The sequence below is a fragment of the Mycobacterium talmoniae genome, assembly GCF_001854525.1.
GTDB classification, from domain to species: domain Bacteria; phylum Actinomycetota; class Actinomycetes; order Mycobacteriales; family Mycobacteriaceae; genus Mycobacterium; species Mycobacterium talmoniae.
On sequence record NZ_MLQM01000040.1, the window covers coordinates 17918 to 33637 of the forward strand.

The following is a 15720-nucleotide window of genomic DNA, read 5'->3' on the forward strand; positions in this document are numbered from 1 at the left end:
CACACCGTTACGAACTCAGTGCGGCGGAGCAATGGCGGCGAAGATCCGGCGACCGAGCCGATGCGGCAGCACGCTCAGAAGAGCCGCGGGCACCTTGTACCGCTTCCCCGGCACTGACATCGTCTTGCCCGACTCGGCAGCGCCCAACGCCTCCGCGGCCACCTGTCCAGGTGTCAGCATCAGCCAGCCCGGGACTCGCTCGAGGGCCCCCTGGAGCCCAGCGCGCGCCGTGAATTCGGTTGCCACGTACCCAGGCATCACGACAGTACTGGTGATCGGTGTGGTGCGGGTCTCTTCGTGCAGGGCGCTGAACAGGCTGTTGACGAACGCCTTGGTGGCGCCATAAACGGCGTGGTACGGGGTGGGCTGTAGGGCGTCTATCGATGACACCGTGATGATCGTGCCCCGTCCCGCTGCGCACATCCGGTCAAGGGCGCTACGGGTCAACCGCACCGGTGCGACCACGTTGACGGCGATGGTGCGCATTTCGGTGTCGATGTCGGTGCTGGAGAATGCGCCGAAAGTGCCGATCCCGGCGTTGTTCACCAACAGGTCGATGAACGGGCCATCCCTAAGTCGTCGCTCGACCGTGTACAGGGACGCCTGGTCGGACAGGTCGGCGGGCAACACCTCCACGTCGACGGGGTGGCTGGTCATCAAGTCGTCGGCCAGCGACTTGAGCCGGGTTTCGTCGCGCGCAACCAGGACCAGGTTGGTACCGCGGCGCGCGAGCTGGCGCGCGAAGGCGGTGCCGATTCCTGCCGAGGCACCGGTTACCAGCGCACGGTTCCATGGTGTGCGCACCGGCCGCACTCCGTTGGTGTCGTAAGTCATTGCCTGCCCTTTCTGAAGCGGGACCGTCTCCGGCCGATGGCATGCGCTGGCTCATGACGACCCCTGACCGAAGGGCTCATCCGCGAAAACGCGCCGATGGTAGTGCGCACGCGCCACGGGATCCACGTCGGCGGCGATTTTGCTGATTCCCATCGAAAGCAGCACACGATCGCGGATCGATCGGCCGACGAGGTATCCGAGTTTGATGCCGATACCTTGGCCAGCAGGCGCGAACACGTTGAACCGGTTGCGTTGAACCGCGCGTACCACGGCGCGGGCGCAGTCCTCGGGGCTACCGGTGGGCAAAAGCTTTGACGGCCGAGTGGTCCCGCTGGTCATCGCGGTGGGAATGTATCCCGGATGCAGTAGGGAGAAGCGCACCCCACTGTTGCGGTACTCCAGCGCCAGGCATTCGGTGAGCCCGACGACGCCGTGCTTGGTGGCGGTGTACACCGAGCTTCCCGGTTGCGGTACACGACCAGCCGATGAAGCGACGTTGACGATGTGGCCGTGCCGGCGGGGCAGCATGCGCTGCAGGGCCATTCGGGAGCCGATGATAGGTCCCATCAGGTTGACGCCGATTTCGCGGCGGGCGTCGTGGTCAGTTCCAGTGTGAAACGGACCCATCCAGTCGACGCCGGCGTTGTTGACCAGAACAGCCAACGGGCCGTTGGCTGTTTCTGCGGCGTCGAGGAAGGCGAAGAAGGACCGTTCGTCCGTGACGTCGAGCCCGACCCCGATCGCTGCGCCACCGATCTCGCTGGCAAGATTGCGTGCCGCGCGCAGGTCGAGGTCACCGATGGCCACCCGTGCCCCTGCCCGTGCGAAACGCGCGGCGACCGCTCGACCGATGCCGCCGGCTCCGCCGGTCACAGCGACCGACGCACCGTTCAGCGAGAACTGTTCGGGGCGTGCGCCGAAGCCACGTCGTAGTCTCATGTGTCTTCCTTACCGGCCGTGGCGCGCTTAGCGGCGGCCACCATCTGGTCTTTGCGGGCGCGGATATCGTCGACGTAGCAGTCGATGGGCTTGCCCCCGTGGCGGGCGATACAGCCGTTGCAGTACCCACAGACGGGCGGGTCGGATGCCGGCGCCTGAATGTGCTGGAACAAGTACGGGTCGGCGATGAATGCCCGCGCGGCGGAGACCGCATCGCACCGACCCGATTCGATGGCCGCTTCCATGCCCGACTTTGTGTGGAATCCACCGACGCAGATCACCGGGATGTCGAGTGCGGTGGTGAATTGTTCAGCTTGCGGGAGGTTGAACCCCTCGCCACCGGGTGCCAACCGTTCCGCAGCGCGTTCGACCGCCGGCGCCACGGCTAGCATCGCCGTGCGGCGATACCAGGGCAGTTCGGCGACCGCGCCTTCGAACACCTCGGCCCTGATGAATCCCCGGTAATGGCCCAACACCGTCGCCGGCCAGGATTCGTAGTGGCCCCGAGAGACCTCGACGGCATCGATCCCGTCGTCCTGTAGGGCGAGTGCGACCCGGACCAAGTCAGCAGTGGCGGCGCCGCGACGCAACGGCATCATGTCGGTGCCGTTGATCTTCAGCAGCACCGGATAGTCGTCGCCTACGCGCTTGCGGACCGCCCGATAGACCTCACGCAGCAACCGCATCCGGTTGTCGAGGCTGCCGCCGTAACCATCGGTGCGCCTGTTGGTGTGAGGGGTCAGGAACTGGCTGAGCAGATACCCATGGGCGGCATGGATTTGCACACCGTCGAACCCGACATCGCGCGCACGTTCGGCGGCCGATGCGAAATCGCTTACGACGCCTGGTATCTCGTCGCTGCGCAACGATCGGGGCTTGGTACCGAACAGTGGTTCGCGTACCGACGACGCCGATACCGTCGGCTGGCCCGGCACCCCGGATTTGATGGTTTGCCGGCCGCCGTGGTTGAGCTGCGCGATCAGCAGGGCGTGTCCGCCGTGGGCAAGCTGCACCCAGTCACGCAAGCCCGGCTTCTTGTCGTCGGCGTCGATGCCGGCTTGCCGCTCGGTGGATTTGCCCTGCAGCGAGACGTACAGGTTTCCGGTGACGATCAACGGTGTGCCGGCCCCCGCCATGGGCGCGTAGAACTCGAGTAGTTCGTCGGTGACGAACCCGTCGACGCTCGACCGCGTTTCGCTGGTCGCTGATTTGAACAGCCGACCGCCAACGGTGAGCGACCCGATCTGTAGCGGTGCCAGCAGTGAGCTGGAGGACGTGGTGCTCATGCTCCCGACCCCATGCGGATGACCGGGACCGTGCGTTCGATGCCGTAGGCGTGCACCGCCGTGAGGGTGGTGTGCAGGTCGCGGCGGAGCGCCGCGACGGCGGCGCTGTCGAATAGCTGGTCGACGGCGGCCCGGCTGTCGGCCCCGAGCAGGACCACAGCGTGGTAGCGGTGCTGCGGTGGATTGTCGTGCCCAACACCGGGTGAGGTATGGAACAGCGGCGTCCAGGGCAGGAAGGTGTAGCTGCGCAGATCGCGAGCGCCGCCGGCGAGCAGCGCCGCGCCCATCCGTTCATGCACGAACGTCCGAAAAACGCCGCCGCGGACTCCGCGTCGTCGCCGCAGCAGGAGCGCGATGTGGTGGCCGACGGTGTCGTCGAAGCCGTCGGTCCACCACCGTCCGCCGCCGGGGCCGGTGGGGTGTCCCAGCACCCGGGCAAAGACGTTCTGCTCGTCGAGGTAGACCTCGCGGGCATGGACCGCAGTGGCCGTTATTGCGGCCGTGCTGCGGAAGCGAATCTCCGCACAGCCGTCGAAGCGCCAGGTGTCGTCGATCGCGGTGCCGATTCCTTGTGCCCGAGGCCAGAACCCGTGATCGGTCGTCGAGAACAGCCGCTGGTTGTATTCGAGGAGGTTCGGCAGCTTCTTGACTTTCTCGGCGTGCTCGGTCGCCCAGTAGGTGGTGGCCACGTCTCTTGTCATGTCCCCGCGCAGCATGAGCGGCGACAGCATCGAGGTGGTGCGGGTGGGGTGAGTCATCAGGCGATCTCCGTGACGCGGCAGGTGAGGGCATAGCGGGTCAGCGCTTCATCGATGGCCTGGCGGTCGGCGGCGGCAGTGACCGCGATCGTGACGACCGCCGCGGCATCGTCAGTGGTGACGTCGACGGCGACCACACCCGAGAGGCCGGCGAGGGCCTCGACGACGGCGGTGCGAGCCGCATCAGCGCGCAGGGGCAGCTTGTAGGGCTTGCCGACGGCGGTCACCGGAAGTGCGTCGCGAATGATCACTGCTTTGGGCGCCGCGGCGGCTTCGGCAACGTGCTCGCCGGCCCACGTCTGTAAGGCCTCGGCGGTGACGCTCGCGCCAGGCCGCAGGGTCACATAGGCGACCGGCACCTCCCCGGCGTGGCGGTCGGGCCGGCCGACAGCGGCCGCACCCGTCACGTCGGGATGCGCGAGGAGAGCATCCTCGACCATTGCCGGATCGATGTTATGGCCGCCGCGGATGATGAGATCCTTAGCGCGCCCGGCGAGGTGCACGAACTCGTCGTCGTCGATCCAGGCGAGGTCACCGGTGTCGAGCCAGCCGTCGACGAGCTTTCCCTGACTGTGCAACAGGTGTTCACCCGCGTCGCGGCCGGTGACGTAGCCGGCGAACACCGTCGGTCCGCTGATGGCCAACGTGCCCACGGCGCCGCGCGGCAGGTCATGCCACGCGCCGTCGTCGTCGATGCGCACCGTCTTGAGGTGTTGGTAGGGCAGACGTTGGCCCACCGAGCCCAGTCGCGGGTGGTCGGGGAAACTGCGCACGCTGGCACACGTCGCCTCGGTGAGACCGTAGCCTTCGACCAGGCTGATTCCGGTGTGTGATTCGAAGTCCTTGCGCACCGCGCCCGGCAGCGCCGAGGCGCCGACGATCGCCATCCGCATACTCGTGATGTTGGCGTCAACCGGGCACTTCGCCAGCACGGAATAGACGGTCGGCACCGCGCTCATCGTCGACAGTTGATACCGCTCGACGATCTTCCAGAAGTTGCCGTAGAGCGCCGGGTCCCGGTAACCCAGCGGGCCGGCCCACACCGTGTGCTGTCCACGCAGCAGCGGCGCCAAGGCGGTGACGATCAGGGCGTTGACGTGAAACAGCGGCAGACCCGCGAATATCGTTGAGTCCTCGTCGAGCAGCGTGTTAGCGGCGATCATCCACGCGTCGGTCACCTCGTTGGCGTGGGTATGGGCGGCCAGTTTCGGAGCGCCAGTGGTGCCGCCGGTGTGGAACAAGGCGGCTAGGTCTGCTGCGGCGGGCGGTTCCCCGCAGAAGTAGGTGGCGTCGTGATCGTGCGCCAGTCGGCTCAGATAGCCGACCGCTGCGCCCGAGGATTCCGGTGGTGGGTCGTCTTCGGCGAATGTACCGGTGGGTTGCAGCAACAGCAGGGTGTCGACGGCTCCGGCGCCAGCCAGGTGCTGGGCGGTCTCCCAGCCCGCCGGATCGAGTGCGGGTCCGGCGGCGATGAGCACCCGTGCACCCGAGCGGCGCAGCAGCTCGCCGATGTGCTGGGACGACAGCGCCGCGTTGATCGGCGCGGCGATGCCGGCAAGCTGCGCGGCTAGGGTGGCGGTGATCAGTTCGTCGCAGTTGGGCGCGATCAAGCCGACAGCGTCGCCGCGCCGTACACCGAGGCGGCGCAACAGATTCGCGGTTCGGTGCACGTCACCCAACAGTTGGCCGAAGGTGCGCTGCACCGGTTGCTGCCAGCGTTGTCCGTCGGGCAGGACGCTGATCGCGATGCGCTCAGGCCAGGCAGTGGCGGCGCGCAGCAGGATCTGGTAGGTCGAGGCAGGCAGGCCGCGCTGCGCGAGCGGCACTGCCTCGATCGCGCGAAGGTCAGCGGGGCCCGCGTAGCGCGGCCACAGCAGGTCGGTGTTCACGCGTACCGCACGGTGTTGCGCTGGGCACCGAGGTCGACGGCACCGTCGTCGGTGGCGATCGCGGCCTCCACTAGGTCACCGTCGTGCAGGTACTTGGGGTTGCCGGACTGGCGTTTGAAGAACGCTTTCCACTTGACCGCGGACGGGAGCAGCGAACCGATGATCTCGATCGGTCTGGGCGGGGCACTCAGCGCGGTGCCGACCGGGGTGCCGGTCATGATCAGGTCACCGGCGGCCAGGTGCTGGAAGCGGGTCAGCGACTGCAGCGCCTGCACCGGCCGGTACAGCATGTCGCGCTCGACCAGCATGTCCTGGCGCAGTTCACCGTTCACCCGCAGCCGCAGCCGCAGGTCGCCGAAACGCTGTAGCTCGCCGGCGTCGAGCAACACCAGCGCCGGCCCGACCGGGGTGAAGGTGGGATAGGACTTGGCCTCATAGAACTGGGTTTGCGGCAACTGGATGTCTCGGGCCGACACGTCATTGGTGACCACCAGTCCGGCGATGTAGTCGGCCAGGTTCGACTCGGAGATCCCGGTGCCGACGGGAATGTCGCGGCCAATGACCAAGCCGATTTCGACCTCGTAGTCCAAGAGCCGGACGTGGGCAGGTTTGACGATGTCATCGGTCGGCCCGGTGATCGAAGCCGAGGACTTGCGGAAGAATGTCAGCGGAATCGATTTGGGGTCCATGCCCGCATCTTTGACGTGGGAGGCGAAGTTGGTCATCTGTGCCACCACCCGGCATGGCGTGGTCACCGGCGACACCAGATCGAGGCTGTCGGTGGGCACGGTGCCATCCTGCTGCGCCGCGGCCTCGATGGCGGCCCGGTCGGCTAGCAGTTCAGCGGTGGTGCTGGCATCGGTCGCGATCTTGGCTGCTCCAGTGGGGGTTTGGAACCACCAAGCGTCAGCGGTGCGCAGGATGGACAGTGTCATGATTGGGTCACTTTCAACAGGCCGATGAGGCGCGAGAGGTCGAATTCATTGTCGGCGCGCAGCGCGGCGAGGAGAGATCGTGCTTCGTGGGGCAAGGCTGCGGGATTGGTGCCGAGGAAATCCTTGGTGGCCGGTGGCCCCCACTGGGCCAGCCCGGAGGCGGTAAACGGTGCCCAGCCGGGCTCCAGGGTGTTGTCGAACATGTCGCCGTCGGCGAAATGCTCGACCAAGAAGCCGTCCGGGTCACGCCAGTAGTCGAAGATCTGGCTGCCCTGGATGTGGCGGCCGATCCCCCACGATCGGTGGTAGCCCTGGTCTTTCAGGTATTCGCCGCCGGCGGCCAGTGAGTCGAGGTCACACACTTGGTAGGCCGAGTGCACGTAGCGGCTCGACGGCCCCAACGCAAGCGCCAGGGTGTGGTGATCGGCAGGAGTTGAGCCGCGGTCGCAGCGGATGAAGCTCATCGTCGGTCCGCGGTCGCGCTGGCCGGGGAAGAACAGGAAGTCGCTGACAATCATCCCGAGGCTGTCGAGGTACCAGTCCAGCGCCGCAGCGTATTTGGTGCTCTGCAGCACAACGTGGCCGAGCCGCTGCACCTTGGTCGGAACCCGAGGCGGCCGCTGGGTCGCGTTCACCCGTCGCAGATCGCAGCCGAGGTTGAAAGTGTGCGGCTGTTGCCCGGGCAAGGCAGCGAGCTGATGCATGCCGGCCACCACGCGGACCGGAATCCCGCTGGGATCCACCAGCTCGACGGACAATCCGCCGATGGCGTCGGGCAGCGGCCGAGTTCGGGCACCGGTCGCCGCCGCGAGTCGCGCCAGGTCCGCCTCGTCCTGTGCGGCGAACGCCATGCCGCGAAAACGGGTGGTGGCACCCCGGCGGATGATCACACACGGGGCGCCGGCGTCGGTGCCGCGCAACTGTAACTCGGAACCGGTGCGCGCCACGGTTGCGAATCCGAAGGCGTGCGCGAACGCCTCGGCCCGCACGAGGTCGGGCTTCTCGAATTCCAGCCAGGCGAGGTCGCGAACCTTGATCACCGGGTTGCGTGATCGGCCCGGGTGTTCGTTTTTGCGTGCGCCCCGCTGGCTATGCAGGCCATTGTGGGCATCGACGGTCTTGCTCACGGCTGGTTGTCCTTTCGTGGTCTCAACGGGCGGTGGTGGCGCTGACCCGTTCGGTGATTGAGGTCGGCCGCGCGCCGCGTATCCGGTCGATGACGGCGCCGGCTCGGGCCGGGGCGGCGTCACCACGCCACGCGACATGGTGATCGGGTCGGATCAACACCAGGTCGCGTTGGTAGAGCGCGCGGCTGCGCTCGTCTCGGATGTCGACGACGGTGAGCGGCACATCGCGCTGCTGAGCCGCGGTGACCAATGGTGCAACGTCGATTTCGTCGAACCGCAGCAGGGTGAACCCGGGGCCGAGCAGGTCGAAGATGGCCTGTCCGCTGTCGAGGACCAGGCTGGGCGGTCGGGCCCCGGGCAGCGTAGTGGGCGTGTAGCTGTCCATGCGGTCGGCCGGCACCGGATGCGCTTCGTGGCAGATGACCGGGGAGTTCTGGTAGCGGTATCCGAATTCGATTCCGTCGGCTTCGTTTTCCAGATTGCCCAGGTCGAGGATCTCCCGGCCCAGCCGACGTCGGCTGCGTTCGCCGTTCCAGCCTTCGCTGTGAATGCGCTTGCGATAGGCGGTTTTGATCGCCAAGCGCACCAGGGTGTGGCGCGCCGACGCTGCCCGGTTACGGACGGCGACCGAGCGGCGCTCGGCTTGGTAGGCGTCCAGCAGGCGACGATCACCCCACCCCTGCAGGATTGCCGCGAGCACCCATCCCAGGCCGACGGCGTCACCCACACCGGTGTTCATGCCGTAGCCGCCGGCCGGCACGACTTGATGCGCCGAGTCCCCCGCCAGCCACACCCGGCCACGCCCGTAGCTGTCGGCCAGGGACAACCGTGGGCGCCAGGCATTGGCGCACAGGATCTCGCACTCGAACTCGACGCCCAAGGCAGCGAACAGGAACCGCTTGGGGTCGATCGCCTCGGCGTCCGCACCTACGCCGAGAAGGGCGTGCAGCGTCCAGGTGTCGCGGTCGTTCTGCGAGATCAGCGTCCACCCTTCGGGTGACTGGGTGTGCCACGCCGTGCCGAACCGCTCGAAGAGCTCACGGTTTGGCGAGGTGAAATGGACCAGGTAGACGCGACCGTCCATCGGCGTTTCGCGGTGTTCGACGAAGGCCCGGATACCGGCTGGCACCAGCCGGCGCAGGCCGAGTTCGCGCGCCGCTAGCCGGTGCAGAGCGATGTCGTCCAGACCGATCCCCAGACCTCGTCGCACCACGCTGCCCGCCCCGTCGCAGCCGGCCAAAAACTGTGCCCGGATCGTGTGGGTCTCCCCGCTCACCGAGCGGATCACCGCGTCGACGCCCTGGTCGTCCTGCTGGAAGGTTTGCAGACCCCAGCCGTACCGGACGTCGATCTGTGGGGCGCGGGTTTCCAGAATGGTCTTCAGTGCCGGTTCGAGCAGCGCCTGCGACACCCGCATTGCGGGTTCGAGCGTCATCGTGCCGTCGTTGCGGTCGCGGATGAGCTTGCGCCGCTGCGCAACACTGGGATATCGGAACCGCGCCAGCTCCCATCCGCTGAGCTTGGTCACCCACGACACGTCGAACCCATGGTCTTCGGGCACAGCGACCTTGCGCAGCTCATCGGCGACTCCAAGGTGGCGAAACAGTTCCATGCTGCGGCCGTTGGTGATGTCCATCTTCGGGTGGGTGGTCGTCGACGGACTGCGCTCCACCAACGTCGCGGGCACACCGTGACGGAACAGCGTCAACGCGAGCGTGAGACCGACCGGGCCGCCGCCCACGATCAGCACGGGTGTCACCTCCGCCTGCCGGGTCGTCTTGCTCGTCACGCTGTCCCTTCCGCCGGTTCCTGCGCGTAGACCTATTGAACATGTCTGTTCAATATAAGTCAACAATGTCTTATTAAGAGCTTTTCCTGGCGCGATAGAACATAGATGTACTATTTGTCGGAGCCGGTTGGAACCAACCCGAGGACAGGGCCCATGACCACACCCACGGATCAGCGGATCAGCGACGCCGCCGTTCGGCTGTTCGTCGAAAAGGGAACGACCCAGCTGACTGTGAGTGAATTGGCCCAAGCGGCGAACGTCGCCCGTGGCACGCTCTACCGCAATGTCGGGTCGATGGAGGACTTGTTTGATCGCGTCGTCGCCGAGCTCAGCGTGGACATGCACCGACGGGTCTCGGCAAGCTTTGCCGGGATCGGTGATCCCGCGGCGCGGTTAGCGACTGGGGTGCGGTTGTGGATCCGCTACGCCCATGAGAACCCGACCCTCGGCCGCTTCGCGGTCAGGTTCGGGTTGTCCGAGGAATCTCTGCGTGCCGTGCTGACCGGACCTCCTATGCACGACATCAAAGCTGGCATTGCGGCCGGTCGGTACGACATCGGGCCAGCGGGCGTCGACGGCATCGCGTCACTGGTGCTCGGCGCGACGGTGAGTGCGATGTGGATGGTGCTCGAGGGGCATCAGACCTGGCGCGAAGCGGGATCCTCGACCGCCGAGCTTCTGCTGCGCGCCGTGGGGATCGAGCCCGCCGAGGCCCACGAGATCTCCAATAGCGAGCTACCGCAACTCGCGGGGTAAGGCGACCAGGAGCCGCGCTGGAAAATCACCGATTACGGTGTGGCGATACGCGACGGCTCAGCCCTCCCGATAGCTCCAGGCCCGCAGCTTTTCGGCGATCTCGCCGAGATCGGCCAAGGCGCCGGTGGCGACCCCGATCACGAAGTCGAACCGGTCATCCTCGGGTGCGCTGATCCATTGGCCGTTGATGGCAAGGAGTGTCCGACAGGCCGTCCACGCCAGCCGCTTGTTTCCGTCCACCAGCGCGTGATTGCGCGCCAGGGAATGCAGCAGCGCGGCGGCCTTGAGGTGCAGATCCGGGTAGGCGTCCACGCCGAACACCGATGCGCGCGGACGGGCCAGCGCCGATTCGAGCAGACCGTAGTCCCCGACCGCGACGTCCTCACCGACCGCAGCGCGGGCGACGTCCAGCAGGTCGTCGAGATCCAGGTAGTCGATCACGCGTCCTTGAGGCGCTCCAAGACGCCGGCCTCCTCACGGACCACGCGCTGCAGCGCGTCGGCAACCTTGGTCTTGTGCGTCCGCCGGGCGATGTACTCATCGATGGCCGACAGCGCGACCGCCTGCATCGACCGCCCCTCGGCAGCGGCCTGCCGCCGTAGCGCTTCGGTCTGCTCGGCACTGGTGCGCAGCGTCATGCCCATGGCCACGATGATACCGGATTGATACCACACGTGGCATTGGCCGAGCAATTGTGGGCTAACGGGGCGATCTTTTGCTGGTTAGCCGCCCGACCTCGAGCCGCCCCCGGTCGTCGAGATTGCGCGGAGGGCTGCGATCTGGCCTCGGAGCACAGCCCTGGACGCAATTTCAACGCCGAAGCCCACATCTTGCATGATGTCCATCATGTCATTAGCATGATGCCCATCATGCGATCTTCGACGAAGCGGGCCCTGAGCAAACAGGAGTCGCTGAACCGAATCCTCGATGCCGCCGCCCGCCGGCTCCGCGAAGAGGGCCTGGACGGCGCCGCGATCGTCCCGGTGATGCGTGATGCCGGTCTGACCCACGGCGCGTTTTACTCGCATTTCGCCACCAAGGACGAGCTGGCCAACGCCGCGTTCACCCGCGCGATCAGCACCGGTCGGCCGCACTGGATAAGACCGCGGCGCGGCGAATCGTGGCCGACCCGGCTGACGAGTCTGGCCAGGCGTTACCTCACCCCGGCGCATCGCGACAACCTCTCCAGCAGTTGCGCTTTCGCCGCGCTGAGCTCGGACGCCGCGCACGGCAGCGACGAGTTCCGCGGCACCTATGAGCGGGAATTGCGGACGTCGCTGGCGGCGATCTGCGACGGTGACGACGACCGGCTCGACGACGCGATCGTCCTGATGACGATCTGCGTGGGCGGGATGTCGCTGGCCCGCGCGGTCGCCGACCCGACGTTCTCGGCGCGGATCCTGCGGGTCGCGCGCGAGGCGGCCGCCACCTTCGCCGACACCCGTCCGAAATGAGGAGAGCAGATATGGTCAGCACCAAGCCCTTTGGGCAGCTGCAGTATCGGGAGATTCGCGGGAAGCGGATGGCCTACATCGACGAGGGAGTCGGCGACGCGATCGTGTTCGCGCACGGCAACCCGACGTCGTCGTATCTGTGGCGCAACGTGATGCCGCATCTGCAGGGGCTGGGCCGGCTGGTTGCCTGCGACATGATCGGGATGGGCGCCTCGGACAAGCTCGACGAGTCCGGGCCGGATCGCTACCACTACGCCGAACAGCGCGACTACCTCTTCGCGCTGTGGGACGCGCTGGATCTCGGGGACAACGTGGTGCTGGTGCTGCATGACTGGGGCTCCGCGCTGGGCTTCGACTGGGCCAACCAGCATCGCGACCGGGTCGCCGGCATCGCGTTCATGGAGTCGATCGTCACCCCGATGACCTGGCCGGAGTTCCCCGGCCCGGTCCGGGCGGTGTTCCAGGGCTTCCGCTCCCCGGAGGGGGAACGAATGGTGTTGGAGCAGAACGTCTTCGTCGAAGGTGTGCTGCCCGGCGCGATCCAGCGGACGCTGTCCGACGAGGAGATGGAGCATTACCGGCGGCCGTTCGCCAACCCCGGCGAGGACCGGCGGCCCACGTTGTCGTGGCCGCGCAACATCCCGATCGACGGCGAGCCGGCCGACGTCGTCGCGGTGGTCGAGGGCTACGGCGAGTGGCTGGCGGGCAGCGACGTGCCGAAGCTGTTCGTGAACGCCGAGCCGGGTGCGATCATCCGCGGCCGGATCCGCGAGTTGGTGCGCAGCTGGCCCAACCTCACCGAAATCACCGTCGCCGGTTCCCATTTCATCCAGGAGGACAGCCCCGACGAGATCGGTGCCGCCGTGGCGCGGTTCGTTCGGGAACTACGAGGCTAGGGCGCCCCGCCCCTCCGGGTAGCTTCGGGCCGCGGGGTGCTCAGCACCCGAAACTGGTGCGGCTTTAGAGTGCATTCCAACGCGGGTGTAGCGAGACGGAGGAGTCCCCCCGATGGCCAAACCGAAACCCGAGTTCTACCGCGACCAGCAGGCCTGGCGTGACCTGCAGAATTACCTGCCGGAACGGTTGCGCCTGACCGATCAGACCGTCCCGGCCGAGGAGTTCTGGACCTGGCGCGGCCACCGGGTGCACCTGGACCGCTACGCCAACCCCGACGCGCCCGCCAAGATCGTGCTGCACCACGGCGTGGGCACCAACGGTCGGCAGATGAGCCTGATCGTCGGGGCGCCGCTGGCGGCGCGCGGGTTCGAGACGGTGGCCCTGGACAACCTCGGCTACGGCCTGAGCCAGGTGCGCCCCGGCTGCACCGTGTCCTACGACGACTGGGTCAATCTGGTGGTGGACTTTCTGGCCTACGAACAGTCCCGTGACGACCGACCTATCATCCTGTACGGCCTCAGCGCCGGTGGCATGCTGACCTATCACGTCGCGGCCACGGCCCCCAAAGGCGCGCTGCGCGGCATCGTCGGCATGACGTTCCTCGATCAGCGCAACCAAAAGGTCCGCGACGACACCGCGCACGACAAAGTGGGCTCCCGCCTCGGTGTCCCCCTGCTCGGGCTGCTGGCCCGCACCCCGGCGGCGCGGCTACGTGTCCCGATGACGCTGGCCTCCAAGATGTCGACCCTGGTCAACGACCGAGCGGCGCTGAAAGTCATGACCGCCGACCGCACCTCGGGCGGCAACTGGGTGTCCACCCGGTTTCTCGCCAGCTACATGAACTACGTCCCCGCCGTTGAACCACCGGAGTTCGATGCCTGCCCGGTCCTGCTGACCCAGCCCGCCGAGGACCGGTGGACGCCGCTGGAACTCAGCCAACCGGTGCTATCCCGCATCACCCGAGTCCCCGTACAAACCGTGCTGCTCGACAACGCCGGCCACTACCCCCTCGAAGAACCGGGGCTGACCCAAATGCAGGACGCCATCGCCGAATTCGTCACGGCTCACGCATAACGCAGGGCGTTGCGCTGGACGCCGAGGTCGACGGCGCACAGTTGGCGACGAGGACGAGCGGTGTGTCCACTGAAATCGACGCCTAAATTTGCAAAACCGCCGGATCTCGGGGCTATGTGTCAGTTTCGACGTCGATCTCAGCAGCTAGGCCACGTTCTCTTCGTCCTCGGGCTCGACCATGTCGCCGAGCCGCCCCGAGATCAGCTCTTCGGCCTCGGCGACCATCCGCGACACCAGCTCCCCGCAGGTGGGGATGTCATTGATCAGCCCCATCGCGGTGCCGACCGTCCAGATGCCGGCCTCGACATCGCCGTCGTCGAACACCTTGCGGCCCCGCACCCCGGCGACCAGCTCCTGCACGTCGGGGAATTGGCCGCCCTTGTTGAGGATGTCGACGACCTCGCGGGACACGGTGTTGGACGCCACCCGGGCGGTGTTGCGCAGCGGGCGGAAGATCAGCTCGGTACCCCGCTCGTCGCCGGCCACAATGGCTTCCTTGACGTTCTGGTGGATGCAGGACTCCACGGTGCACATGAACCGGGACCCCATGTTGACGCCGTCGGCGCCCAGCGCCAGCGCGGCCACCAGGCCGCGGGCGTCGGCGAACCCACCGGAGGCGATCATCGGGATGTCGATCTTGGCCGCCGCGGCCGGGATCAGCACCAGACCGGGAATGTCGTCCTCGCCGGGGTGCCCGGCGCATTCGAACCCGTCGATGCTGATGCCGTCCACCCCCAGGCTTTGCGCCTTGACCGCGTGCCGCACCGAGGTGCACTTGTGCAGCACCTTGATCCCGTTGTCGTGAAACATCGGCAGGTGCGGCGCCGGGTTGGACCCGGCGGTCTCCACGATCTTGATGCCGGAATCCACGATCACCTGCCGGTACTCGTCGTACGGCGGCGGGTTGATCGTCGGCAGGATGGTCAGGTTCACCCCGAACGGCTTATCGGTGAGCTCCCGGGTCTTGGCGATCTCGCGGGCCAGATCGGCCGGGGTCGGCTGGGTCAGCGCGGTCAAAAATCCCAGCGCGCCGGCATTGGCCACCGCCGCCACCAGCTCGGCGCGGCCCACCCACTGCATGCCGCCCTGCACAATCGGGTGCTCGACCCCGAACGCCTCGGTGAACTTCGTCGACAGGCTCATCGCGGCGCCATCCGGATCGCGCCGTCGAGGCGAATCACCTCGCCGTTGAGCATCGGGTTCTCCACGATGTGCACGGCCAGCGCGCCGTACTCGTCGGGGTCACCGAGCCGAGCCGGATGCGGCACCTGCTGCCCCAGCGACTTTTGCGCCTCCTCGGGCAGCGACCCCAACAGCGGGGTCTTGAACAGCCCCGGCGCGATGGTGACCACCCGGATCAGCTCACGGGACAGGTCCCGCGCGATCGGCAGCGTCATGCCGGTGACCCCGCCCTTGGACGCGGAATAGGCGGCCTGACCGATCTGCCCGTCGAACGCGGCCACCGAGGCGGTGTTGATGATGACGCCGCGCTCCTCACCGATCGGTTCGGTCTTGGCGATCCGCTCGGCGGCCAGCCGCAGCACGTTGAAGGTGCCGATCAGGTTGACCTGAATGACCTTGGTGAACTCTTCCAGCGGGAAGGCGCCGTTTTTGCTCAACGTCTTGATGGCGTTGCCGATGCCGGCGCAGTTGACGTTGATCCGCAGCGGCCCAAGCGATTCGGCCACATCCAGGGCGGCGGTCACCGACTCGGGGTCGGTGACGTTGGCCTGGGCGAAGCGCGCCCGCTCACCCAGCTCCTGGATGGCGTCTTCGCCCTTGAGGTCGATGACCACCACCTGCGCGCCCGCATCCAGCAGCCGCTTGGTGGTGGCCAGTCCCAGCCCCGAAGCACCGCCGGTGACCACCGCTACCGCGTCTTTGATCTGCACGTTCCCGCGTTTCCTTCCTGGCCGGCCCCAATGCCTGTCCGTTAGACCCAGCTGGCGCTGCCGGGGGCTTGGGTGGTGGGTGGGGCGGGG

Annotated in this window: 16 protein-coding genes; 4 read left to right on the forward strand and 12 right to left on the reverse strand. The window is 67.1% G+C overall.

Annotation, left to right across the window (positions count from 1 at the left end; all coding sequences use genetic code 11):
* Nucleotides 1–15: 15 nt before the first annotated feature.
* The 8 genes from BKN37_RS10030 to BKN37_RS10065 form a co-directional block, all read right to left on the reverse strand.
* Nucleotides 16–813, reverse strand: coding sequence for an SDR family NAD(P)-dependent oxidoreductase (locus tag BKN37_RS10030; protein WP_165618314.1), 798 nt, complete (start codon nucleotides 811–813; stop codon nucleotides 16–18).
* A gap of 72 nt (nucleotides 814–885) precedes the next feature.
* Nucleotides 886–1773 carry an SDR family NAD(P)-dependent oxidoreductase gene (locus BKN37_RS10035; RefSeq protein WP_071025050.1) on the reverse strand — a complete coding sequence of 296 codons (888 nt, stop codon included), beginning with the start codon at nucleotides 1771–1773 and terminating at the stop codon, nucleotides 886–888.
* The gene (locus tag BKN37_RS10040) at nucleotides 1770–3059 is read right to left on the reverse strand and encodes an oxidoreductase (RefSeq protein ID WP_071025053.1); all 1290 of its coding nucleotides are present in this window, start codon (nucleotides 3057–3059) and stop codon (nucleotides 1770–1772) included. The genes BKN37_RS10035 and BKN37_RS10040 overlap by 4 nt, the downstream gene beginning before the upstream one ends.
* On the reverse strand, nucleotides 3056–3817 hold the full coding sequence (locus BKN37_RS10045; protein ID WP_071025055.1) for an EthD domain-containing protein: 762 nt from the start codon (nucleotides 3815–3817) through the stop codon (nucleotides 3056–3058). Before BKN37_RS10045 ends, BKN37_RS10040 begins: the two co-directional genes overlap by 4 nt.
* Nucleotides 3817–5706 carry an acyl-CoA synthetase gene (locus tag BKN37_RS10050; protein WP_071025057.1) on the reverse strand — a complete coding sequence of 630 codons (1890 nt, stop codon included), beginning with the start codon at nucleotides 5704–5706 and terminating at the stop codon, nucleotides 3817–3819. The genes BKN37_RS10045 and BKN37_RS10050 overlap by 1 nt, the downstream gene beginning before the upstream one ends.
* Nucleotides 5703–6641 carry a fumarylacetoacetate hydrolase family protein gene (locus BKN37_RS10055; protein WP_071025060.1) on the reverse strand — a complete coding sequence of 313 codons (939 nt, stop codon included), beginning with the start codon at nucleotides 6639–6641 and terminating at the stop codon, nucleotides 5703–5705. Before BKN37_RS10055 ends, BKN37_RS10050 begins: the two co-directional genes overlap by 4 nt.
* Complete coding sequence (locus BKN37_RS10060; RefSeq protein WP_071025062.1) at nucleotides 6638–7768, reverse strand: VOC family protein; 1131 nt, start codon at nucleotides 7766–7768, stop codon at nucleotides 6638–6640. The genes BKN37_RS10055 and BKN37_RS10060 overlap by 4 nt, the downstream gene beginning before the upstream one ends.
* 22 nt (nucleotides 7769–7790) lie before the next feature.
* Complete coding sequence (locus BKN37_RS10065) at nucleotides 7791–9557, reverse strand: FAD-dependent monooxygenase (protein ID WP_158260312.1); 1767 nt, start codon at nucleotides 9555–9557, stop codon at nucleotides 7791–7793.
* Between the two features lie 153 nt (nucleotides 9558–9710).
* Between BKN37_RS10065 and BKN37_RS10070 the strand changes: the two genes are divergently transcribed.
* Entirely contained in the window at nucleotides 9711–10313 is a 603-nt protein-coding gene (locus BKN37_RS10070) for a TetR/AcrR family transcriptional regulator (protein ID WP_071025064.1), read from the forward strand.
* A gap of 57 nt (nucleotides 10314–10370) precedes the next feature.
* Here the strand turns inward: BKN37_RS10070 and BKN37_RS10075 are convergent, their stop codons facing one another.
* Both BKN37_RS10075 and BKN37_RS10080 read right to left on the reverse strand, forming a co-directional pair.
* The gene (locus BKN37_RS10075; RefSeq protein WP_071025066.1) at nucleotides 10371–10754 is read right to left on the reverse strand and encodes a type II toxin-antitoxin system death-on-curing family toxin; all 384 of its coding nucleotides are present in this window, start codon (nucleotides 10752–10754) and stop codon (nucleotides 10371–10373) included.
* Nucleotides 10751–10957 (reverse strand): CopG family transcriptional regulator, encoded by a 207-nt coding sequence (locus BKN37_RS10080; protein WP_071025084.1) that lies wholly within the window; start codon nucleotides 10955–10957, stop codon nucleotides 10751–10753. The genes BKN37_RS10075 and BKN37_RS10080 overlap by 4 nt, the downstream gene beginning before the upstream one ends.
* A 225-nt stretch (nucleotides 10958–11182) precedes the next feature.
* Between BKN37_RS10080 and BKN37_RS10085 the strand changes: the two genes are divergently transcribed.
* The 3 genes from BKN37_RS10085 (at nucleotide 11183) to BKN37_RS10095 (ending at nucleotide 13738) form a co-directional block, all read left to right on the forward strand.
* Nucleotides 11183–11767 carry a TetR/AcrR family transcriptional regulator gene (locus tag BKN37_RS10085; RefSeq protein WP_071025086.1) on the forward strand — a complete coding sequence of 195 codons (585 nt, stop codon included), beginning with the start codon at nucleotides 11183–11185 and terminating at the stop codon, nucleotides 11765–11767.
* A gap of 11 nt (nucleotides 11768–11778) precedes the next feature.
* Nucleotides 11779–12663, forward strand: coding sequence for a haloalkane dehalogenase (locus BKN37_RS10090; protein ID WP_071025068.1), 885 nt, complete (start codon nucleotides 11779–11781; stop codon nucleotides 12661–12663).
* 112 nt (nucleotides 12664–12775) lie between these two features.
* Entirely contained in the window at nucleotides 12776–13738 is a 963-nt protein-coding gene (locus BKN37_RS10095) for an alpha/beta hydrolase (RefSeq protein WP_071025070.1), read from the forward strand.
* Between the two features lie 144 nt (nucleotides 13739–13882).
* On the opposite strand, the gene BKN37_RS10100 is transcribed toward BKN37_RS10095, so the two are convergent.
* Nucleotides 13883–14881: an NAD(P)H-dependent flavin oxidoreductase gene (locus BKN37_RS10100; RefSeq protein WP_071025073.1), complete on the reverse strand. Its 999-nt coding sequence runs from the start codon at nucleotides 14879–14881 to the stop codon at nucleotides 13883–13885.
* The gene (locus tag BKN37_RS10105) at nucleotides 14878–15630 is read right to left on the reverse strand and encodes a 3-hydroxyacyl-CoA dehydrogenase (RefSeq protein ID WP_071025075.1); all 753 of its coding nucleotides are present in this window, start codon (nucleotides 15628–15630) and stop codon (nucleotides 14878–14880) included. Before BKN37_RS10105 ends, BKN37_RS10100 begins: the two co-directional genes overlap by 4 nt.
* Nucleotides 15631–15720: the final 90 nt, after the last annotated feature.